Origin of the sequence: Lentzea guizhouensis, from assembly GCF_001701025.1 — a bacterium.
Taxonomy (GTDB): domain Bacteria; phylum Actinomycetota; class Actinomycetes; order Mycobacteriales; family Pseudonocardiaceae; genus Lentzea; species Lentzea guizhouensis.
In genome coordinates, this window is sequence record NZ_CP016793.1 from 8,899,940 (window position 1) to 8,920,564 (window position 20,625).

Below are 20,625 nucleotides of genomic sequence, written 5' to 3' on the forward strand. Positions count from 1 at the left end.
GAGCTGTCCTTTCGGCTACTTGCCGCCGGTCGTGGCGATCCCCTTGACGAGGTACCGCTGGCCGACGAGGAAGGCGAGGAAGATGGGGAGGAGCGACACCACGCTCATCGCGAACTGGGAGCCCCACGACGTGGCGACCGTCGAGTCCACGAACGACCGCAGGGCGACCGGGACCGTGTACATGTCCGGGTCCGTGAGGTAGATCAGCTGCCCGAAGAAGTCGTTCCAGGTCCAGATGAACGTGAAGATCGTGGTGGTCGCGAGCGCCGGGGTCATCAGCGGCAGGATGATCTGCAGGAAGATCCGCGGGTGCCCGCAGCCGTCGATGCGCGCGGCCTCGTCCAGCTCGCGCGGCAGGCCGCGGATGAACTGGACCATCAGGAAGACGAAGAACGCGTCGGTCGCGAGGATCTTCGGCACGATCAGCGGCAGGAACGTGTTGACCCAGCCGATGTTCGAGAACAGCACGTACTGCGGCACGATGATCACGTGGATCGGCAGCATGATCGTGCCGAGCATGATCCCGAACCACCAGCGCTTGCCGCTGAACTGCAGGCGGGCGAACGCGTAGGCCGCCATCGAGCACGACACCAGGTTGCCGACGATGCAGCCGAGCACCAGGACCGCGGAGTTGACCAGGTAGGTCCCGAACGACGGCGTGAGCGCGTTCCAGCCCTCGGTGTAGTTCTCGGTCCGCAGCGAGTCGAGGACCAGCCCGGGGCTGCGGAAGATCTCGTCGTCCGGCCGCAGCGAGCTGGCGACCATCCACAGCACCGGGTACAGCATCACGAACCCGATCAGGAGCAGGCCGATGTGCTTGGCGGGCACGGAGATCCGCCTGCCGAGCGGGGTCCTGCGCGGCTCAGTCGTCATAGAACACCCAGTACTTCGCCGCCCAGAAGTTGATCGCGGTGAACGCCGCGATGATCAGCAGCAGGAACCACGCCAGCGCGGACGCGTAACCCATGTCGAACCGGCCGAAACCCTGCTGGTATAGGTAGAGCGTGTAGAACATCGTCGAGTCGGACGGCCCGCCGGTGCCGCCGGAGACGACGAACGCCTGCGTGAACGACTGGAACGCGTGGATGATCTGCAGCACCAGGTTGAAGAACAGGATCGGCGACAGCAGCGGCAGCGTGATGTGCCAGAACCGCGACCGCCAGCTCGCCCCGTCGATCGCCGCGGCCTCGTAGTACACCGCCGGGATCTGCCGCAGCCCGGCCAGGAAGATGATCATCGGCGAGCCGAACGTCCAGACGTTCAGGACGATGAGCGTCGACAGCGCGGTGTCGGGGTCGGAGATCCAGCCCCTGCCCTCGACGCCGAAGAACGCCAGCACCCGGTTCACCAGCCCGTCGGTGCCGAACACCTGCGTCCACAGCACGGCGATCGCCACGCTCGACCCGAGCAGCGAGGGCAGGTAGAACGCCGAGCGGTAGACGGCGAGCCCGCGCAGCCCGCGGTCGAGCAACAGCGCCACACCCAGCGCGCAGGCCAGTTGCAGGGGCACGGACACGAGCACATATGTGAACGTGACCCGCAGGGCGTTGTGCAACCGCTCGTCGGTGAAGATCCGCGCGAAGTTGTCCAGTCCGATGAACCTCGGCGGCTGGATCAGGTTGTACTTCGTGAAGCCGAGCCCGAACGACGCGAGCACCGGGCCGATGGTGACGAGGAGCAGTCCGGCGAACCACGGCGCCAGGAACCAGAAGGCAGCTTTGTTGTCGCGCTTGCGCACCTGCGCGCCGTCGTGGCGCAGCCGGCGCAGCTCGTCGAGAGCGCTCATGAGCCCCCTGCTCGGTCTGGAAAACGCTTTCCGGAGTCTGCATCGACGTCCGTCGACCGTCAAGAAGTCGTGTCGAACGGCGTCGAAACGGGGTGTCGAACCCGATTCGACAGCGTTCGACCGGGCCGTTGTCCAGTACACAGTGGACCTCCGTGCCGGCCACTTCGACCGCGTTCGCCGAATTCGACTCGAAGCTCCGCACTTCCTTCTCCACGGATGTGAGCGCTAACGTTCGGATCCCGCCGCCGCAGTTCCCAGGAAGGGATGTGTTCCATGCTCTGGACCAGGTGGTGGACGAGCGCTCTCGCGGCGGCCGTCGTGCTCGGCTGCGCCGTACCGGCGTCCGCCGACGTGCACGCGCTCGCCTGCGGTGACCGGACGTTCAACGCGGAGGCAGTGCTGACCGGCAGCACCTGGACCGCCCGCAACGGCAGCCAGACCGTCTACACCGGCACCGACATGCGCGCCGCCGCCCAGGCGGCCATCGGCAGCCTCACCGCCGGCCGCACCTCGAAGCAGTGGGTCCTGGTGCGCGGCAACGGTTCGATCAGCGCGGGCAGCCGCATCTCGTTGCCCAGCTACACCGGCATCGACGTCTGCGGCACCATCAACGTGACCGGCACCGGCTCCGGCGACCAGGCCCCGATCTACTCCCGCGGCACCCGCGACGTCGAGGTCCGCTACCTCACCCTCACCGGCCGCCCGCTCTACGGCATCTTCCTGCGCAACGTCGACAACGTCGTCCTCGGCCAGCTCGACATGCGCCTGTCCGGCGGCCTCGGCGTGCGCATCGACAACCGCGGCAACACCGCCGTCCGCAGCCGCAACATCAGGATCGACAACGCCTACGTGTCCGGCGCGAGCAGCCACGCCGTCGAGACCTACGGCGTCGACGGCCTCACCATCGGCACCGTCACCGCCCGCAACGTCGGCGAGTCCGGTCTGCTGTTGAACGACACCATCAACGCCACCGTCGGCACGGTCGACGCCGAGAACGCCGGCGCGGGCACCGGCTACGCCGCCTTCCGCACCGCCAACCGCAACGGCCGCATCGGTTCCTCCTACCCCACCAACATCCGCGTCGGCACCGTCCGCGCGCGTGGCGGCGGTCGCGGCGTGTTCTGCGTGTCGGAGAGCGGCGGCCTGACCATCGACCGCGTCGACCTGGCCAACACCGGCAACAACGCGGTGCTGATCGAGAACTGCACCAACGTGGTTCTCGCGGCGCAGAGCGGGACGGTGAGCGGCGGTGGGGAGATCCGGCTGGCGGCGCGGTCGGAGTTCCCGAACAACAGCGACATCACCGTGCAGAACCTGACGGTGACGAACTCGGCGGTGCGGGAGAGCCCTTGTGGCAACAACACGACGTTCCGCAACCTGACGCTGAACAACAGCACGTCGAACGTGTGCCCGTGACGATCAGGCCAGCAGGACGTCCAACGCGGCCTGGCTCTCGTCGTCCGCCGCCCGGTGCACCACCAGCAGCTGGTCCGGGTCCTGCACCGGCCTGAGCGTCTCGAACTCCACCGCGACCACACCGACGTCCGGGTGCCGCAGCACCTTGCTGCCACGGGCGTTGACCCGGACGTCCTGCTCCGCCCACAACCGCGCGACCTCCCTGTCACGGGCCGCGCATTCGGCGATCAGGTCCGCCAGCACCTGGTCCTCCGGATGCGCGGCCCACGCGGTGCGCAGGTGAGCAACGCCCTCCCGCACCACACGCGCACGGTCCACGTACAGCTCCCGCATCCGCGGATCCGTCAAACACACCCAGATCGCATTGCGCCGCCCCACCGGCAACGCCCCGAAGTCCACGAACAGCCGCGCCATCTCGTCGTTCCACGCCAGCACGTCGTACCGGTGGTTCACCAGCATCGCCGGCCGCGGCGACAGGTCCGCCACCATCCGAGCCAGCGACGGCGACGCCACCGAGGCCGCCTTGTCGGCCACAACGGGACGTTGCCGGGTCAGGCCGAACAGGTAGGCGCGCTCGTCCGGCCGCAGCCGCAACGCGTGAGCCAGCGCCTCCACCACGTCCGCCGACGGGCGCAGCCCACGCGCCTGTTCCAGCCGCACCACGTAGTCGACGCTGATGCCGGCCAGCTCGGCGACCTCCTCGCGGCGCAGGCCGGGGGTCCGCCGGGACGAACGCACGGGCAGGCCCAGGTCGCGCGGGTCGAGGCGTTCGCGCCGGGTCCGCAGGAACGCGGCCAGCTCGTCCGTCACGTCAACGGTGCTCATTCCCGGACCAACAGCGAGCCTGGGACCGCTGTTCCCAGGAAGCCGCTTCCCTTACCCCCTGCCCGCGCCCGGCACAGGCTGTCCTCACAAACGAGCACAGGAGGACCTGATGTCACTGGACAGCTACCGCTTGCTGGGCCGCTCGGGCCTGCGGGTCTCCCCGCTGGCGCTGGGCACGGCCACGTTCGGCAGCGAGCTGGGCTGGGGCGCGGAGCAGGACGACGCGCGCAGGTTGTTCGACATCTACGTCGAGCGCGGCGGCAACTTCATCGACACCGCGAGCGCCTACAGCGGTTCCGAGCGGATGCTGGGCGAGCTCACCCGGGACCGCCGCGAGAGCTTGGTGCTGAGCACGAAGTACTCGACGCTGCGCAGGCGGGACGACCCGAACTCGGGAGGCGCGCACCGCAAGAACCTGTTCGCCTCGGTCGAGAACAGCCTGCGGCAGCTGCGGACCGACTACGTCGACCTCCTCCACCTGCACGTGTGGGACTTCACGACCTCGGCCGAGGAGGTGCTGCGCGGCCTCGACGACCTGGTCCGGCAGGGCAAGGTCCTGTACGTGGCGATGTCCACCGCGCCGGCCTGGGAGATCTCGCGCATGCAGGCGATCGCCGATCTGCGCGGCTGGGCCCCACTGGTCGCGCTGCAGGTCGAGTACAGCCTCATCAACCGCGGCGCCGAACGCGACCTCATCCCGATGGCGCGGGCCCTGGGCCTGGGCGTCTCACCGTTCTCACCACTGGGCGGCGGCGTCCTGACCGGCAAGTACAGCGCGCCGACCTGGCGTCGCCGGACGAGAGCGAGAGCACCCGCAGGTCCTTCAACGCCGCCCTCGGCATGGTCACCGAACGCACCCTCGCCATCGCCGACGTCGTGCGCGAGGTCGCCGCCGAGCTAGGCCGCACCCCCGCCCAGGTCGCGCTGGCGTGGAACCTGCGGCAACCGGGCGTGACGGCACCCGTGATCGGCGCCCGCACCCCCGAGCAGCTGGAGGGCAACCTGGTCGCGCTGGAGGTCGAGCTGTCCGAGGAGCAGCTGGCCAGGCTCGACGCGGTGAGCGCGATCGACCTCGGCTACCCGCACGACCTGCTCGCCGGCGCGCACATCCGGGCGGTGACCGCGGGTGAGCTGACGATCGCGCCCCGCTGACCGCCGGGTCGGTGTGGCGTCACACCTGCAGGCCGTGGCCCGTGGTCACCAGCGCCGTGGCCGTTCCCCGCGACGAGCTCTGCGTCAGGAAGAGCGCCGCCGTAATGACGACCAGCACCAGGACGACGCCCACGACCACCGCGACGAGCCGGTCAACGCTCAGCCGTTGCGGGCGCTCCTCCACAGCGACCTGGGACAGCCCGGCACCCTGGGACGATCCGGCGTTGGAGGACACCCCGGCGTCCTCCGACGCCGCCCTGGCGATGTCCACCGGCTCCCCGAGCCGCTCGAGGATCCCCCGCACCTGCGCCTCCGTCTCGGCCGGCAGGTCCGCCCTGCTCGTCTCGATGTGCTCGCGCAGGTCGCGGACCAGCTCGTCCCGCCGGTCCGCGGGCAGCCCCTCCGTCGCCTGCGCCACACGTGCCAGGTACTCGGCCACCACTGCGTCGATCCGCTCGGTCATGCGTTCTCCGTTCCCAGCACCCGGTCGACGCCGGAGCGGAAGAACGTCCCCCTCGCGCGGAACCGCTCGAGCGCCACCTCCCCCTCTGGCGTCAGCGTGTAGTAGCGAAGCGGCGACCCGCTCTCCGACTCGCGCCAGTCGCTGGCGATCCGCCCCGACCTGCGCAACCGGGACAGCAGCGGGTACAGCGCGCCCTCGCCGGCCGTCAGCCGTCACACGAGGGGTGGTGGCGCGGTTGAACACCGGCCGCACGGGAACACCTGCGATGCCGAAGTCCCGTCGTCGCGAGGTGAGCGCAGAATGCCCGCAGACCAGTACACCCGTCAGGACCCGCGGAACCAGTACCCGCGGCCCGGCGAGCAGGAGGGCCGGGAACAGCCCCACCCCGGCACCGGCAGCCGGATGGGACCCGAACCCGACCACGGCGAGAAGACCTACCGGGGCAGCGACCGCCTGGCCGACACCAAAGCGGTGATCACCGGCGGCGACTCCGGCATCGGGCGCGCGGTGGCCATCGCGTTCGCCCGCGAAGGCGCCGACGTGCTGCTCTCCTACCTCGAGGAGGAGCAGGAGGACGCCGAGCGGACCGCGGAGCTCGTGCGGGAGGCGGGGCGGCAGGCCGTGCTGGTGCCCGGCGACCTGCGTTCGGAGGAGATGTGCCAGCAGGTGGTCAAGCGCGCTGAGGAGGAGTTCGGCCGCATCGACGTGCTGGTCAGCAACGCGGCCTACCAGATGGCCCAGGACGAGGGCCTGCTCGGCATCAGCAGCGACCAGTTCGACCGGGTGCTGAAGACCAACGTCTACGCCATGTTCTGGCTCTGCAAGGCAGCCGTCCCGCTGATGCGGCCGGGTGCGGCGATCATCACGACGTCGTCGATCCAGGCGTTCCAGCCCTCGCCGGAGCTCACGGACTACGCGGCGACGAAGGCCGCGATCGTCAACTTCACCAAGGCGCTGTCCGCCGACCTGGTCGACAAGGGCATCAGGGTCAACTCGGTCGCGCCCGGTCCGGTGTGGACTCCGCTGATCCCGGCGACCATGCCGGCGGAGAAGGTCGACGACTTCGGCGCGCAGACGCCGATGGGTCGTGCCGCGCAACCCGCCGAGCTGGCACCGGTCTACGTGTTCTTCGCCTCGCAGGAGTCCAGCTACGTCACCGGCGAGGTGCTCGGCGTGACCGGCGGCCAGCTGCTCACCTGAACGTGAAGGTGTCCCCGCGCTCCACCACCTCGACGTCGAACCCGGCCCGGCGCAGCGAGATCTCGCCGGTGAAGTCGGACAGCGGCGACTTCATCACCCCGTACTCCTCGTAATGCACGGGCACGGTGGTGCGCGGGGCGAGCAGCTCGACCAGATCGGCGCCCTGCTTGCCGTCCATGGTGAGCAGGACGCCGAGCACCTTGGTGCCACCGAGGTGCACGACCGCGAGGTCGATGCCGTCGAAGCGCTCGCGGATGGCGCTCAACTCCGGGTGCACCAGCGTGTCGCCGCTGAGGTAGACGCGGAACGGCAGGACGCCCGCCGCCTCCCGGTACTCGAGCATCGTGCCCATGACTGGCGGCAGCAGGCGCCCCAGCGGTCCCAGCGCGTGCTTGCCCGGCAGTGACGTGACCGTCAGCTTCGCCGCGCCGTGCGACAACACCACGGTCTGCCAGGTGTTCAGCGGTGTGGCCTCACGGAACCCCCTGCGCGACAAGCGTTTCGCCGCGTGCGGGGTGGTGAGCACCGGCAGGTCGCGCCGCAGCTCCCTGCTGGCCACCCGGTCGAAGTGGTCGCCGTGCAGGTGGGAGAGCACCACGGCGTCGAGCTCCGGCAGGTCCGCGATCTCGACGGCCGGGTCGGTGAGCCGGCGCGACACGACGCCCTGGCCGATGTGCGTCCACTGTCCCTTGTGGAGGAAGTTGGGATCGGTCAGGAGCGTGAACGGCCCGAGCCGGAGCACGGACGTGGCGTTGCCGATGAAGTGCAGCGAGCCGGTCATGCCGGCTCAGCCCTGGTCGGGGTCGTCGGCGACCGAGTAGTCAGAGAGGCCGACGTTGCCGGTCGGGTTCGGCTCGGGGTGCACCGAGCCGGACCCGCTCCGGCCGGGAACGGTGTCGGCGTCGTCCGTGCCCGACTCCTCCAACGAGGTGCGGCTGGCCTCGTCGTACTCCTGCTCGGGGTGCTGCCGTTCAGTCGTCATGCCGGTCGGCTACCCCGGTTCCGCCGCGATGAACGCGTCCCCGGCGCTCAAAGCTGGAAGACCGCGCGAAGGCAGTCGTCCTCCTTCTTCTTGAACATCTCATAGCCCCGAGGACCCTCGCTCAACGGCATGACGTGCGTCGCCAGGTGGTTGGTCACGAGCTCACCGGAGGCGATGCGGTCCAGCAGCATCGGGATGTACCGCTGCCCGTGCTGCTGCGCGCCCCGCACGGTCAGACCCTTGTTCATCATCGCGCCCAACGGGAACTTGTCGACCAGACCGGTGAAGACGCCGAGCACGAACACCGAGCCGCCCTTGCGGCAGTTGTAGATCGCCTCCCGCACCGCGATCGGCCGGTCCATCTCCAGCTTCAGCTTGCTCTTCACCTGGTCGTACACGTACTGCGGCCCGGTGGAGTGCGCCTCGCAGCCGACGGCCTCGATGCACACGTCCGGCCCGCGCCCACCCGTGGCCTCCAGCAGCGCGTCACCGACCGAGGTCTCCGCGTAGTTGATCGTCTCCACCCCGAACGCCAGCTCCGCCTGCCGCAGCCGGTAGTCGAAGCGGTCGATCACGAGCACCCGCTCGGCCCCCAGCAGCTGGGCCGCACGGGCGGCCATCTGGCCCACCGCACCGCACCCCCACACGGCGACGACGTCACCCTGCTTCACACCGCCGAGGTCGGCGCCCATCCAGCCGGTGGGCACCGAGTCCGAGGCGAACAGGGCGCTCATGTCGTCCACGGCCTCGGGGATCGGGATGGCGGTGTGGTCGGCGAACGGCACCCGCACGTACTCAGCGTGGCTGCCGCGGAAACCGCCCATCGCGTGCGAGTAGCCGAAGACGCCGCCGGGATCGGAGCCCCACAGGCGCTGGGTGATCGCCGGGTTGGTGTTCGTGTTGTCGCACAACGAGTACAGCTCGTTGCTGCAGTACCAGCAGCGGCCGCAGGCGATGAACGAGCACACCACCACCCGGTCGCCCGGCCGGTGCCTGGTGACGCCGGGCCCGACCTCGACGACCTCGCCCATGAACTCGTGGCCGATCACGTCGCCCGCCTGCATGAACGGGATGTGGCCCGTCAGCAGGTGCAGGTCCGAGCCGCACACCGTGCTCAGCCGGACCTTGAGGATCATGTCCTGGTCGTTCAGCAGCTTCGGGTCGGGCACGTCCTGCACCCGGACGTCGTTGATCCCCTCCCAGCACAACGCCTTCACAGCCGACCACCGCCGCCGGCCCGGTTCGTCACCAGCTGCAGCGCCTTGCCCATCGGACCCGGATGCGTCGGCGCGGTGTCGGGCTTGACCACCTCGCCCGTCTCCAGCACCGCCTTCGCCCGGCGCAACGCGAGCCGGAGCTCGTGGCGTGACACGTCACCGGAGGGCATCACCCTGATCTCGGTGCCCTTGTCCCCCGCCGCCGGCTGGACCCGGATCTCGACCTGGGCCCGCCACCGCGCCAGCTCGGCCGGCAGCGAGTCCTGGACGTCGGCCGGTGAGCGGTTGACCGTCACGACCAGCCAGCGTTCGTCCGACTGGCCGTCCGTGGTGCGGCGCCGTCGCCCGGCGACCGCGGCCGCGGTGGCCACACCCGCGGCGAGCAACGCTTTCCCTGCTGTGTTCATGATTCCGACCTCTCTCGGAGCACGAGCGCCGGGGATACCCGTGGCGGCGCGGAACAACCGGGCACAGCAATGTCCGTGCCGCCGGTTTGACCCGACTCGTTCGGGTTACCACCCCGTTACGGGCAAGAACGGGTTACCGACAACCACAGGAGGTAGCGATGGCCACCGGCGAGACCGGCTTCGACGACGTCACCTATGACCTGATCTCCGTGCAGTACCACGCGCTCAAGGCGGGACACGACTACGGCCAGTACGTCCGTGACGCCGACAACGCGGGCCGTCAGGACATCGCCGACTTCTTCCGCCGCATCATGGAAGAGGACTCCGCACGGGCCAAGCAGTGCCACACGTTCATCGCGGAGCTGTCCGGGTCGAGCGAGTCCGGACCCGCCGTCAGCTGAGACTAGAGCGCCACTCCCCCGGTGAAGATCAGCAGTGCCACGTCGACGACCGCGACCGCGAGCAGCGCGTTGAAGTTCGCCCGCGATCCGGGGCGTCGGCCACGCACCCGGCCGATCACGAGGACCAGCACCGACAACGGCACCGCCACCAGTCCCGCCGTCGTGACGGGACCGGGCGGGCCGAGCGCGAGGACCACACCGGTGATCACCGCCAGCGCGGCTGCCACAGCCGCGCTGGCGTCCTTGCCGATGCGGTGGGGCAGCCCGCGGACACCGGTGGCGGCGTCGTCCTCGAGGTCCGGGATGACGTTGGCGAAGTGCGCCGCGCTGCCGAGCACGGCGGCGGCCGCGACGAGCCACGCCGGTGCCCACTGACCGCCCGGCCCGCCGAGCGTCACGAACACCGGCAGCAACCCGAAGGACACCGCATAGGGCACGACGGAGAACGCCGTGGCCTTGAGCCCGAAGTCGTAGGCCCAGGCCGAGCACAACATCACGACGTGCACCAGCGTGGCGTCCACACCGGACAGCAACGACAACAGGACCGCCGCCAGCGCGGCGGCGATCGTGGCGACGGCGACCAGTTTCCGCGACACGGCACCGGAGGCGACCGGCTTGTCGGGGCGGCCGACGTGCGCGTCCCGGTCCGCGTCGAGCAGGTCGTTGAGCCAGCCCACGGACAGCTGGCCGGCCAGCACGGCCGCCGCCACGGCGACCAGGCCACCGGGCGACCGGCCGGTGGTGACGGCGAGCGCGGTGGTGACGACGGTGACGGCGAGGGCGGGCAACGGATGACAGGATCGCGCGAGAGCGACGAGGCGGCCCATGGATCTCCAGTCTGCCAGCTGGCGGGCCGTGCGCATGATGATCTTGAACCGAACGACCCCGAGCTCTACGAACGGTTGGCCGACCAGTGGTGGCGGCCGGACGGCCCGTTCGTCATGTTGCACTGGCTGGCCGCCGCACGCGCCCGGTTGGTCCCGCAGGCCCGGCCCGGCGCGGTGCTCGTCGACCTCGGTTGCGGTGCGGGCCTGCTCGCACCGCACGTGCGCGGTTACCGGCACATCGGCGTCGACCTCTCGGAGACCAGCCTGCGTCTGGCACGCGGCATCGACCCGGTCTGCGCCGACGTGCTCGACGTGCCGTTGGCCGACGGGTGTGCGGACGTGGTCGTCGCCGGCGAGATCCTCGAACACGTCCACGACCTCCCCCGCGCGGTCGCGGAGGCCTGCCGGTTGCTGAAGCCGGGTGGCCTGCTCGTGCTCGACACACTCGCCGACACCGCCCTGTGCCGGCTGGTGGCCGTCGGGATCGCGGAACGCGTCGGCCTGGCGCCCCGCGGCGTGCACGACCCCGCGCTGCTGGTCGACCGCAGGGCCCTGGTCCGCGAATGTGCCGGCCACGGTGTGCGCCTGGAACTGCGGGGTATCCGCCCGGCAGTGTTCGACCTGCTCGCGTGGTCGGTGCGGCGCAGGCCTTCCGTCCGCATGGTGCCGACCGCGACCACGGCCGTGCTCTTCCAGGGCACCGGCCGCAAGATTGGATGAGACTTGGACCTGCACGCCCTGCACTCCCTGACCGAACGCATGGCCGGCCGGGCGGCGCGCTATGACGCGTCCGGCGACTTCCCCGAGGAGGACTTCGCCGACCTGCGCGCGGCGGGGCTGCTCGGGTTGATGGCGCCCGAACAGCTCGGTGGCGCCGGTGCGTCGTTCGCCGACTACACCGACGTGGCGATCCAGCTCGGCAGCGGTGCGGGTGCGACCGCGCTGATCTTCAACATGCACGCGTCGGTCACCGGCGCGCTCGCGCACACGCCGGACGAGCTGGTCCGGCAGTTCGGCGGTGCCGAGGGCTTCTTCGCCTTCCGCGACCGCGTTCTGAAGGGTGCGGCGGAGGGTGCGTTGTACGCGGTGGCGATGAGCGAGCGGGGCATCGGTTCCCGGCTCTCCAAGGTGAAGACCTCGTACGAACGGACGGGCTCCGGCTTCCACATCAGTGGCGCCAAGACGTTCGTCTCCGGCGCGGGTCACGCCGACGCGTACCTCGTCGCCGCCCGCGACAAGCACTCGGACGAACCGAAGATCTCCTACTTCCTCGTGCCCGCGGGTCCCGGCGTGGAGGTGCAGAGGACCTGGGACTCGCTCGGCATGCGCGCCACGACCAGCCACGACCTGCACCTGGAGGCCGACGTCAGCGAGGACGCACTCGTGGGCGGCATCGAAGGCGCCGCGTTGCTGCTGGCACAGGTGATGCCGCAGTGGCTGGTCGCGTCCTACGCGGCGGTGTACGTCGGCGTCGCCCAGGCCGTGCTCCGCCACGGGGTCGAGCACCTCCGCGAGCGCGGCCTGCACACCCTCCCGATGGTCCGCGCCCGCCTCGGCCGTGCCGACGTGCAGGTGGCCGCCGCCGAGCTGGTCGTCAGGGAGGCCGCCAGGCGGGTGACCGACGACCCCGGCAGCCCTGAGACGAACCGCTGGGTGTGGCGGGCGAAGCTGGTCGCCGGCGACACGGCGGCCGAGGTCGCGTTCTCCGTGCTGGAGGCCGCGGGTGCCTCGGCCACCCGGCGCGGTCATCCGCTGGAACGGCTCTACCGCGACGCGCGGTGCGGCGCGCTGCAACCGGCCACGTCCGACGTGTGCGCGGACTGGCTCGGCGCCAGCGCGCTGGGCGACAACCCGGACGAGGCTCGCTGGTGACCGCGCACATCGCCGCGATCAGCACCGCCCTTCCTCCTCCGATCGAGCAGAGCACGATGTGGGACCGGCACTTCGGCCCGCTGCTGCGGGACAGCCGAGCCGCCGAGCGGATCTTCGCCGCGGCGGGCGTGCGGCGCCGGCACGCCGTCGTCAGCCCGCTGGAGCTCGACGTGTCGGAGTGCACGACCGGTGAACGGATGCGCCTCTACAACGAGTTCGCGCGCCCGTTGGGGCACAGGGCCGTCACCGCCGCCCTTACGTCGGCAGGCTTGGAACCCACCGACGTCGGCCAGCTCACTGTGGTGTCGTGCACCGGTTACACCGCACCGGGACTCGACGTGCAGCTGGCAGCCTCGCTGGAACTGGCTGAGGACGCGCAACGACTGATGGTCGGGCACATGGGCTGCTACGCCGCGTTACCCGCGATGGCCACCGTGGCCGACTACGTCAACGTCCACCAACGCCCAGCGGTGTTGCTGTGCCTGGAGTTGACCTCGTTGCACGTCCAGCCGTCCACAATGGATGTGGGACAGATCGTGTCGCACGCCTTGTTCGGAGACGCCGCGACCGCGATCGTCGTGCGACCGGAGCGGAGCAGGTTGGAGATCGTCGCCACGAGCGCGGTCACCGATCCGGCCACGGCGGACCACATGACGTGGAGGGTCACCGACCACGGCTTCCGGATGACGTTGTCCCCACAGGTGCCCGAGGTGCTGGGCAAGCACGTGCGGCAGGCCGTCGAACGCCTGCTCACCGACCACGGCCTCACCGTTCCCGACGTGCGCGGCTGGGCCGTGCACCCCGGCGGACCGCGCATCCTCGACACCGTCGAGCGCGAGCTCGGCCTGCCGGCCGAGGCGCTGGCAGCCTCGCGGCACGTGTTGCGGGAGAACGGCAACTGTTCCTCGGCCACCGTCCTGATGGTCCTGGACGAGCTCCTGGCCAGTGCGGCGCCGCAACCGGGTGACCCGGTGGTGGCGATGGCGTTCGGTCCGGGGCTGACCTTGTACACCACCCTCTTGACCGTGAGGTGAGCATGCGTTCCGTGGCAGGCAAGGTTGTCCTCGTCACCGGAGGATCGGCCGGCATCGGCCGGCTCACCGCCCGGCGGCTCGCCCGCGCCGGGGCGCACGTCGTGATCTGCGGCCGGGACCAGGACCGGCTCGACGCCGCTCTCGCCGAGATGCCCGACGCGGTGGGCATCCGGTGCGACGTCACCGATCCGGCCGATCGCGAGCTGCTCGTCCGCGCCGTCGTCGAACGCTTCGGCCGCATCGACGCGCTGGTGAACAACGCCGGACAGGGCCGCGTGGCCAAGCTCGCCGAGCTCAGTGCCGAGCAGGCGCGCAGCCTCGTGGACGTCAACTTCACCGCAGTCGTGGAGCTGACCCGGCTGGTGCTGCCGTTGTTCGGCTCCCGCGGCGGCCAGGTGGTCATGATGTCGTCGATCGGCGCGTGGGTGCCGGTGCCGCCGTTGTCGCTCTACTCGGCGACCAAGGCCGGTGTGCTCGGTCTGGCGGTCGGCCTGCGCCGGGAGGTGCCGCGCGGGGTGAAGGTCCACGCGGTCTGCCCCGGCCCGATCCGCACCGAGTGGCTCTCGCGCGACTTGAACGGCAGGCCCACCGAGCAGGCGGCACCGCACAGGCTGTCCGCGGGATCGGACCCCGAGCACGTCGCCCGCGCGGTCGAGAGGTGCCTGACCGCGCGGACGTCCCGCACCGTGGCCGCGCCGCGCTGGTGGGAGATCGCCCGGCTCGGCTCGTTCGCTCCGGTCAGCCGGGTGCTCGACGTGGTGGTCGCACCCGCGTCAACCGCGATCGTCCGGCTGGCCAGGCGGTACGGCAGGCACCTGGGCTCATCGTCCTGACGCGCCCACCCTGACGCGCCCACCCTGCCGCGGCTCACCGGCCTTGACGAAGAGGGCAGGCGCCCCGGCTCACGATCCCGACGCGCCTGCCCGACCGCAGCTCACTGCGCTGACGAAGCGGGCGGGCGCCCCGGCTCACCATCCCGGCGCGCCCGCCCGGCCAAGCCTCACCGCCGAGACGACACGGACTCCCCGCTCAACGAGCTCGGCGCGTCCACGTGGGCCCCTTCCTCCACGCTGACACCGAGCCGCTCCACCAGCTCACCACCCAGCCAGCCGCCCAAACCGGCGGCGAGCAACCCGACCCAGCCCGCGATCACCGCGGGCCACGTCGGCAGCCAGTCCTGCTCGCCCAGGCGCAGCAGCCAGCTCACCGCGAACACCGCGAGCACGGCGGCGTTCACCAGCCCGTGCAGCAACCCGACGCGGCGGGCGCGTGTGCCCCGCGGGACGACGAGGAACCAGTCCAGCCAGCCCGTCGCGGAGGTGACCACGCCCATCAGCACGCCGGCGGCGATGAGGTGGGCCGCGGTGAAGGCGAAGCTCACCCGGTCGGTGACCAGGTGGAGCACGTCGAAGCCCACCGCCGTGGTCAGCAGACCCAGTGGGAACACGATGAGGATCGGGTGGACGGCATGGCCCGCGGCACGGACACGACTGCGCATGGGGTGTTCCTCTCCGGAGAACGGCTGCCACCGGCGTACCCAGCACCGGCGCGGATATCCGTCACGCCGTCAACTGCTTCGAGCGGCCGTCAACCGCTTCGAGCGGCTCACGAGCACGCCGGCCACGACCAGCACCGCCCCGGTCACCAGGAAGGCGATGTCGTAGACCAGCTGGTCAGGTCCGTGCCGGACGTGGTGCACGCCCAGGACGTGGTGGTCGACCAGGCCCTCGACCAGGTTGAACACCCCCCAGCCGGTCAGGATCCCGCCCCCGAGCACGGCGTTCGGCATCGGCGGCCGCCGGTTCAGCATCGCCACGCCGGCGAGCACCAGCAGCAGGCAGAGCAGGTGGAACACCCCGTCGCCGACCATCATCAGGTGCACCTCGGTCAGCGGGTACCAGCCGGACAGCATGTGGTGCCAGCCGAGCAGCTGATGGATCACGATGCCGTCGATGAAGCCGCCGATGCCCAGTCCCAGCACGAGTGCCGCGCGGTCCACCGGCCTCATCCCGTCACCGTCCTCACGAGCAGGAACAGGTTCAGCGCGGAGATCACCAACGCCGCCGCCGCACCGACGGCCGTGACGCGCCTGCGGTTGGCCGCCGCGCCCATCACGTCGGCGCGCCTGGCCAGCAGCACCAGGGGGATGAGCGCGAACGGGATGCCGAACGACAGCACGACCTGGCTCAGCACCAGCGCTTTCGTGGGGTCGACGCCGAAGGAGAGCACGGCGAGCGCCGGGGCCATCGTCACCGCCCGGCGCACCCACAGCGGGATCCGCCTGCGCAGGTACCCCTCCATGATCACCTGGCCGGAGTAGGTGCCGACGCTGGACGCGGCGAGGCCTGAGGCCAGCAACGCCAGCGCGAACGCCAGCGCCGCACCGGGGCCGAGCAGCTGGCCGAGCCCGGAGTGCATGTCCTCCAACGACTCCCGCGGCGCTCCGGCCTGGTGGAACGCACCCGCCGCCACCACGAGCATGCTGACGTTCACCAGGCCCGCGATGCCCAGCGCGACCACGATGTCGGTGCGGCTGGCCCGCAACGCGGTGCGCTGCCGCTCCGGCGACGGGCTGTGGTGGCGCTGGGTGAGAGCGGAGTGCAGGTAGATGACGTGCGGCATGACCGTGGCGCCGAGCATGCCGGTCGCGAGCAGCACGCTGTCCACGCCCGCGAACCCCGGCACCAGACCGGCCGCCGCGCCGGTCAGGGGACCGAGTTGCAGGGTCTGGTAGAGGAACCCGCCGAGCACGATCGCGAGCAGGCCGATGATCACCGACTCGAACCGGCGCCGCCGCAGGGGCGCCAGCGCGAGGATGCCGAACGACACCACCGCGGTGATCAGCGCCGCCGGGAGCAGCGGCACGCCGAACAACAGGTTCAGCGCCACCGCCGCTCCGACGAACTCCGCCAGGTCGGTGGCCATCGCCACCAGCTCCGCCTGCACCCACAGCAGCCGGGTCACCGGCCGCGGGTAGTGCTCCCGGCAGAGCTCAGGAAGGTTGCGGCCGGTCACGATGCCGAGCTTCGCCGACTGGTACTGGATGAACATCGCCAGCAGGCTCGCGCTGACGATCACCCACAACAACAGGTATCCGTGCGTCGCGCCGCCCGCCATGTTCGTCGCGAAGTTGCCGGGGTCGACGTAGGCGACCGCGACGACGAAAGCGGGTCCCATGACGACGGCGGCCGTCCGGATGCGAGCTGGCACCGTGATGCCGACCATCTGCGGGTCCTCCTCAGGTGAGCTTGCGGATGGCCTTCTCGATCAGCCCGAGGTTCGCCGGGCTGGTCGCGTACAGCAGCGGGTCGGGCTTGGGCGCGGAGGCGTGCCCGCCCAGCGGCTCCGGGTTCATCACGTAGGAGAACTCGTGCGCGCCGTCCGGTGCGGTGCCGGACGCCCAGCCGCCCTCGGCGCCCAGTGCCCCGTCGGAGTTGTGCCAGATCGTGCCCGCGTGCTCGGCGTGCTCCTCGTCGAACAACACGCTCGGCGCGATCGGGCCTTCGAGGCCGTCCTCCTGCAGCTCCTCGATCGCGGCGAGCCACATGTTCTGGTGCGCGGTGTCACGGGCCAGGTTGAACTTCAGCATGTCGCGGACACCGGTGTCGTCGGTCATGTTGTAGAGCCGGGCCGTCTGCAGCCTGCCCTGCGCCTCCGCCGCGACGTTCGCCCGGAAGTCGGCCATGAGGTTGCCGCTCGCGACGATGTACCGGCCGTTCCACGGAACACCGTTGCTGTCGGACAACGTGGGCCCGCCGCCGCTCACGATGGCCTGCTGCGGGTCCATGCCGCCGATCACCGCGGCGATCACCGGGTCGTCTTCGACCATCTTCGCCGTCACCCCGGTCGGGGCGCCTTCGAGCAGTCGCGCCACCATCGTCGCGAGCATCTCGACGTGGCCGATCTCCTCGGTGGCCACGTCCATGATCAGGTCCTTGTACTTGCCCTCCATCCGGCAGTTCCAGCCCTGGAAGAGGTACTGCATGGTCACGGTCATCTCGCCGTACGCGCCGCCGATCAGCTCCTGGAGCTTGCGGGCGTAGTGCGCGTCCGGCCGGTCCGGCTTGGCCTCGAACTGCAACCTGCTGGTGTGCAGGAACATCTCGCCTCCCGTGTGCTGTGGACTCCACGGCGAAAGCTAGGCAGCCGCTGTGACCCGCACGGCTCGGCGCCACCACCCGCTCGACACCGCCGCGTCACCGCCGCTGGTCAAGACGGAGCAATTTCGCCGAGGTGTGTGTGAGTCCTCAACTACCGGGCACCCGGCGACTCCCCGGCCGGGAGAGGAGTGAGCCGGACGATGACGCTGACCGAACCGACCACCGCGCGGAGTCCTGCGATGCACATCCAACTGCTCGACGGCTTCCGGCTGGGCCACGGCCGGACGCCGGTCCACGTCGTCCCCGGCGCGCAGAGACTCCTGGCACTTCTCGCACTGCGCGAGGGCCCGGTCCCCCGCGCCGTGGCCGCGGCACTGCTGTGGCCGGAGGCCAGCACCCGCCGCGCCGCCGCGTGCCTGCGGTCCTCGCTGTGGCGCCTGGGCAGGCCCGTCCCGCTGGTGGTGACCGTGGACGACACCCTGGTCCTCAACGCGGAGGTGGAGGTCGACTTCCACCGCGCCAGCGCGTTGACCGCGGAACCGGGCGCCGACCCGGACTCGGTGGCCCTGCTCAAGGCCGACCTGCTGCCCGGCTGGGCCCAGCCGTGGGTGGAGACCGAACGGGACTGGTGGCGCCAGGCCCGCCTGCACGCCCTGGAGGTGCTCAGCGAACGCCTCCGGTCCCGCGGCGACCACCACCACGCCCACCAGGCGGCGCTGGCCGCCGTCCAGACCGACCCGCTGCGGGAAAGCGCTCACCGGGCGCTCGTCGAGCTGCACCTCGCGGACGGCAACCCCGCGCAGGCCGTCCGCCAGTACCAGAGCTACCGCAGACTGCTGCGCGCCGAACTGGGCCTGGAGCCGTCCTCGCACATCCACGACCTCATGCGGCCGCTCCTGCGAGGTGTGCGGTAGCGGGCCGGGCGTTGTAGGCGGAGGCGCGGCCGATCGTCCACGCCTCCACCGCGTCGACCGCCCGACGCCCTCGTCCCACGGCGCCGAACGGGACAACTCCGCAACCCCAGAGCGACTCCGGCCGGGGATTCCCGCGGCGTAATCGTTCAACCACTCTCCGCTGCACCTTTCGGGCGTGACACAGCAGGGTTGCCACGCTCCGCCAACGCCCCTGCCGCTCACGCACGGCATCCACCGCGGACCCACCTGTCGCACGGATTGACGAACTTGTGGAACTACGGTGCTGTCATTCGTCTTTGCAGCCCACCAAGTTCGTATTGTGGTGTGAGTGCGAAATGGACAGTCGGTCAGCGAGGAACCAGCAGAGCTGGGCATCGAGGTGCTCCCGGTCGCACTGGCCGGACTGCGCGCCGAGCTGAGCGAGGCCAGGGCCCTGACCCTCGAGCTGGCCGGGATGACGGCGGAGCAGGCCGACTGCTCGTGGTGCGACCAGCTCGAGGCCGAGTACCACGACGCCGGTGCCGCGCAGGCGGCGATGGCGCGGCAGCTGACCCGGTGGCGCCTCGACCACCCGGACGCACCGGGACTGGACGACCTCGCCGGACTCGTCGCCGAGGTCGAGCCCGTCCGCCAGGCGCTCTTCGCCGAGCTGGCCCGGCTGCGCTGCGCACACGGCCTGAGCGGGACCAGCGTTCTCCCCGGCACGTCACGGGCGGAGCTGGTCCGCGACGAGCCACAGTGGACCGTCCAGCCCGGACACGAGCAGCACACCCTGCACGTCTGGCGCGAGGACGACACCCACCTGGTGGCCGTGGTCGGCGCCCACGGCGACGAGTCGGGCGACGCCGTCGCCGCACGGCTCGCGGCCGAGTACCCGGACCACGAGGTCGACCTGCTGATGTGGACGCCGAGCTCAGCCGGCGACCGCTTCGAACGCCGGACGTCCCAGGGCTGCGAGGAGGTCCGGGCGCACGACCTGATCGACCGGCTCGGCGCCGGCCGGCAGTACCGCTGCGGCTGTCAGCCCGGCATCGGGCGCTGACCCGACCTGGGCGCCGGCACCACGGCCGCGGCGACCGCCGTGGGCAGGTCCTGGTGCAGCTCGACGAGCCGGTCCACCTGGGTCAGCGCGAGCGGCCGGAGCACGGCGCGCTGGTCGGCGACGACCAGCAGCTTCGTCTCGGCCTGGGCCGCCTGCCGGTGACCGGTCACCAGCGCCGTCAGACCGGTGGACCCGAAGTAGGTCACCGCGCGGAGGTCGAGGACGAGTGCCGCGGGACGGGCTTCGAGCTGTGCGCGGACCTCGTCGAGCACCAGGTGCGCGTCGTCGTCCACCTCACCGCTCACGGCGGTCACCACGACGCCGTCGCACACGCGGGTCCGCACGGACAGCGGCGGCACGTCCTCGACGAGCTCGATCCTGGTCACGACGCCGTCCTTCCCGTGCACGCGTTGTCCGTCAACGAGATGACCTTAGGACAGCCCCGCGAAGGGCACATCCCCACAACAGATCACGGTGTACACCGTCTTGCCGCCGCCGGGCCTGGACCGCGTCCCCCAGTCGAGGGAGACGCCGTCGACCATCATCATCCCGCGACCGCGGTCCTCGCCGAGCCTCGACCTGCCGTACACGGGCAGCCGCTCGACCTCGTCGTCGACCTCCACCCAGACCCGGCACGGGACCACGCTGCGGAAGACGCGGAGCCTGCCGACACCGCAGGCGTGGTCGTGGACGTTGGAAGCCAGCTCCGTGACCACCAGCAGCACGTCGTAGCGGTGGTCCTCGCCGAGGTCGTGCAGCACGCCGCCGACGCCGCCGCGCAGCACCGCCGTGCTCATGCCCGGCTCGATCGACAGGTCCACGACCAACGACTTGGAGTCTTCTCCAACGAGCACAGACCGCCTCCGCATCGTCGCGCCGCTCCCCCTCGGCACGGCGAGCAGGCTACCCCGCCTCCGATCCGGCTGGACCATCCGGCGTGGCCGAACCGGGGAAGGCCGGAGGTGAACCGCGACGCTGCGACGCCAT

Annotated in this window: 25 protein-coding genes and 1 pseudogene; 10 read left to right on the forward strand and 16 right to left on the reverse strand. The window is 70.8% G+C overall.

What is annotated here, in order from left to right:
- Positions 1-15: 15 nt before the first annotated feature.
- Entirely contained in the window at positions 16-873 is an 858-nt protein-coding gene (locus tag BBK82_RS42340; protein ID WP_065919945.1) for a carbohydrate ABC transporter permease, read from the reverse strand.
- Positions 863-1,786: a carbohydrate ABC transporter permease gene (locus BBK82_RS42345; protein ID WP_065919946.1), complete on the reverse strand. Its 924-nt coding sequence runs from the start codon at positions 1,784-1,786 to the stop codon at positions 863-865. The genes BBK82_RS42340 and BBK82_RS42345 overlap by 11 nt, the downstream gene beginning before the upstream one ends.
- A 273-nt stretch (positions 1,787-2,059) precedes the next feature.
- Here BBK82_RS42345 and BBK82_RS42350 point away from each other — a divergent pair, with 273 nt between their 5' ends.
- Positions 2,060-3,202, forward strand: coding sequence for a hypothetical protein (locus BBK82_RS42350; RefSeq protein WP_218920512.1), 1,143 nt, complete (start codon positions 2,060-2,062; stop codon positions 3,200-3,202).
- Positions 3,203-3,205: 3 nt separating this feature from the next.
- Here the strand turns inward: BBK82_RS42350 and BBK82_RS42355 are convergent, their stop codons facing one another.
- On the reverse strand, positions 3,206-4,027 hold the full coding sequence (locus BBK82_RS42355) for a helix-turn-helix domain-containing protein (protein ID WP_065919948.1): 822 nt from the start codon (positions 4,025-4,027) through the stop codon (positions 3,206-3,208).
- A 109-nt stretch (positions 4,028-4,136) separates the two neighbouring features.
- On the opposite strand from BBK82_RS42355, the pseudogene BBK82_RS42360 reads away from it, so the two are divergent.
- Positions 4,137-5,179, forward strand: a pseudogene (locus BBK82_RS42360) (aldo/keto reductase).
- 19 nt (positions 5,180-5,198) lie between these two features.
- Here BBK82_RS42360 and BBK82_RS42365 read toward each other — a convergent pair.
- Both BBK82_RS42365 and BBK82_RS49415 read right to left on the reverse strand, forming a co-directional pair.
- The gene (locus BBK82_RS42365; RefSeq protein WP_065919949.1) at positions 5,199-5,642 is read right to left on the reverse strand and encodes an HAAS signaling domain-containing protein; all 444 of its coding nucleotides are present in this window, start codon (positions 5,640-5,642) and stop codon (positions 5,199-5,201) included.
- Positions 5,639-5,809 carry a helix-turn-helix transcriptional regulator gene (locus tag BBK82_RS49415; RefSeq protein WP_218920513.1) on the reverse strand — a complete coding sequence of 57 codons (171 nt, stop codon included), beginning with the start codon at positions 5,807-5,809 and terminating at the stop codon, positions 5,639-5,641. The genes BBK82_RS42365 and BBK82_RS49415 overlap by 4 nt, the downstream gene beginning before the upstream one ends.
- Before the next feature lie 133 nt (positions 5,810-5,942).
- Here BBK82_RS49415 and BBK82_RS42370 point away from each other — a divergent pair, with 133 nt between their 5' ends.
- Complete coding sequence (locus BBK82_RS42370) at positions 5,943-6,842, forward strand: SDR family oxidoreductase (protein WP_065919950.1); 900 nt, start codon at positions 5,943-5,945, stop codon at positions 6,840-6,842.
- Here the strand turns inward: BBK82_RS42370 and BBK82_RS42375 are convergent.
- The 4 genes from BBK82_RS42375 to BBK82_RS42390 are packed head-to-tail and all read right to left on the reverse strand — an operon-like array spanning position 6,835 to position 9,448.
- Positions 6,835-7,623, reverse strand: coding sequence for an MBL fold metallo-hydrolase (locus BBK82_RS42375; RefSeq protein WP_065919951.1), 789 nt, complete (start codon positions 7,621-7,623; stop codon positions 6,835-6,837). The genes BBK82_RS42370 and BBK82_RS42375 overlap by 8 nt on opposite strands.
- Before the next feature lie 6 nt (positions 7,624-7,629).
- On the reverse strand, positions 7,630-7,824 hold the full coding sequence (locus tag BBK82_RS42380; protein WP_065919952.1) for a hypothetical protein: 195 nt from the start codon (positions 7,822-7,824) through the stop codon (positions 7,630-7,632).
- Between the two features lie 47 nt (positions 7,825-7,871).
- Positions 7,872-9,041, reverse strand: a complete 1,170-nt coding sequence (locus BBK82_RS42385; protein WP_065919953.1) for a zinc-dependent alcohol dehydrogenase — start codon at positions 9,039-9,041, stop codon at positions 7,872-7,874.
- On the reverse strand, positions 9,038-9,448 hold the full coding sequence (locus BBK82_RS42390) for a hypothetical protein (RefSeq protein WP_065919954.1): 411 nt from the start codon (positions 9,446-9,448) through the stop codon (positions 9,038-9,040). Before BBK82_RS42390 ends, BBK82_RS42385 begins: the two co-directional genes overlap by 4 nt.
- 158 nt (positions 9,449-9,606) lie before the next feature.
- Here BBK82_RS42390 and BBK82_RS42395 point away from each other — a divergent pair, with 158 nt between their 5' ends.
- The gene (locus BBK82_RS42395) at positions 9,607-9,849 is read left to right on the forward strand and encodes an acyl carrier protein (protein WP_065919955.1); all 243 of its coding nucleotides are present in this window, start codon (positions 9,607-9,609) and stop codon (positions 9,847-9,849) included.
- Between the two features lie 2 nt (positions 9,850-9,851).
- On the opposite strand, the gene BBK82_RS42400 is transcribed toward BBK82_RS42395, so the two are convergent.
- Complete coding sequence (locus tag BBK82_RS42400) at positions 9,852-10,637, reverse strand: UbiA family prenyltransferase (RefSeq protein ID WP_237047883.1); 786 nt, start codon at positions 10,635-10,637, stop codon at positions 9,852-9,854.
- Between the two features lie 3 nt (positions 10,638-10,640).
- Here BBK82_RS42400 and BBK82_RS42405 point away from each other — a divergent pair, with 3 nt between their 5' ends.
- The 4 genes from BBK82_RS42405 to BBK82_RS42420 are packed head-to-tail and all read left to right on the forward strand — an operon-like array spanning position 10,641 to position 14,415.
- Complete coding sequence (locus BBK82_RS42405) at positions 10,641-11,396, forward strand: methyltransferase domain-containing protein (protein ID WP_083268575.1); 756 nt, start codon at positions 10,641-10,643, stop codon at positions 11,394-11,396.
- Between the two features lie 3 nt (positions 11,397-11,399).
- On the forward strand, positions 11,400-12,548 hold the full coding sequence (locus BBK82_RS42410; protein WP_237047884.1) for an acyl-CoA dehydrogenase family protein: 1,149 nt from the start codon (positions 11,400-11,402) through the stop codon (positions 12,546-12,548).
- Positions 12,545-13,582, forward strand: a complete 1,038-nt coding sequence (locus tag BBK82_RS42415) for a type III polyketide synthase (protein ID WP_065919957.1) — start codon at positions 12,545-12,547, stop codon at positions 13,580-13,582. The genes BBK82_RS42410 and BBK82_RS42415 overlap by 4 nt, the downstream gene beginning before the upstream one ends.
- An 11-nt stretch (positions 13,583-13,593) precedes the next feature.
- Complete coding sequence (locus BBK82_RS42420; RefSeq protein WP_218920514.1) at positions 13,594-14,415, forward strand: SDR family NAD(P)-dependent oxidoreductase; 822 nt, start codon at positions 13,594-13,596, stop codon at positions 14,413-14,415.
- A gap of 167 nt (positions 14,416-14,582) precedes the next feature.
- Here the strand turns inward: BBK82_RS42420 and BBK82_RS42425 are convergent, their stop codons facing one another.
- The 4 genes from BBK82_RS42425 to BBK82_RS42440 form a co-directional block, all read right to left on the reverse strand.
- Entirely contained in the window at positions 14,583-15,080 is a 498-nt protein-coding gene (locus tag BBK82_RS42425; protein ID WP_065919959.1) for a DUF2231 domain-containing protein, read from the reverse strand.
- A gap of 69 nt (positions 15,081-15,149) precedes the next feature.
- A complete protein-coding gene (locus tag BBK82_RS42430) occupies positions 15,150-15,590 on the reverse strand; it encodes a DUF2243 domain-containing protein (RefSeq protein ID WP_065919960.1) in 441 nt (146 codons plus the stop codon).
- Positions 15,587-16,807 carry an Nramp family divalent metal transporter gene (locus BBK82_RS42435; protein ID WP_065919961.1) on the reverse strand — a complete coding sequence of 407 codons (1,221 nt, stop codon included), beginning with the start codon at positions 16,805-16,807 and terminating at the stop codon, positions 15,587-15,589. The genes BBK82_RS42430 and BBK82_RS42435 overlap by 4 nt, the downstream gene beginning before the upstream one ends.
- Before the next feature lie 13 nt (positions 16,808-16,820).
- Positions 16,821-17,684: a manganese catalase gene (locus BBK82_RS42440; protein WP_065919962.1), complete on the reverse strand. Its 864-nt coding sequence runs from the start codon at positions 17,682-17,684 to the stop codon at positions 16,821-16,823.
- A 198-nt stretch (positions 17,685-17,882) separates the two neighbouring features.
- Here BBK82_RS42440 and BBK82_RS42445 point away from each other — a divergent pair, with 198 nt between their 5' ends.
- Positions 17,883-18,596 (forward strand): AfsR/SARP family transcriptional regulator, encoded by a 714-nt coding sequence (locus BBK82_RS42445; protein ID WP_065919963.1) that lies wholly within the window; start codon positions 17,883-17,885, stop codon positions 18,594-18,596.
- Between the two features lie 328 nt (positions 18,597-18,924).
- The gene (locus BBK82_RS42450; protein WP_154697831.1) at positions 18,925-19,638 is read left to right on the forward strand and encodes a hypothetical protein; all 714 of its coding nucleotides are present in this window, start codon (positions 18,925-18,927) and stop codon (positions 19,636-19,638) included.
- On the opposite strand, the gene BBK82_RS42455 is transcribed toward BBK82_RS42450, so the two are convergent.
- Both BBK82_RS42455 and BBK82_RS42460 read right to left on the reverse strand, forming a co-directional pair.
- Complete coding sequence (locus BBK82_RS42455; RefSeq protein ID WP_170068059.1) at positions 19,617-20,024, reverse strand: STAS domain-containing protein; 408 nt, start codon at positions 20,022-20,024, stop codon at positions 19,617-19,619. The two genes, BBK82_RS42450 and BBK82_RS42455, sit on opposite strands and share 22 nt — an antisense overlap.
- A gap of 45 nt (positions 20,025-20,069) precedes the next feature.
- Entirely contained in the window at positions 20,070-20,492 is a 423-nt protein-coding gene (locus tag BBK82_RS42460) for an ATP-binding protein (protein ID WP_083268577.1), read from the reverse strand.
- Positions 20,493-20,625 lie beyond the last annotated feature (133 nt).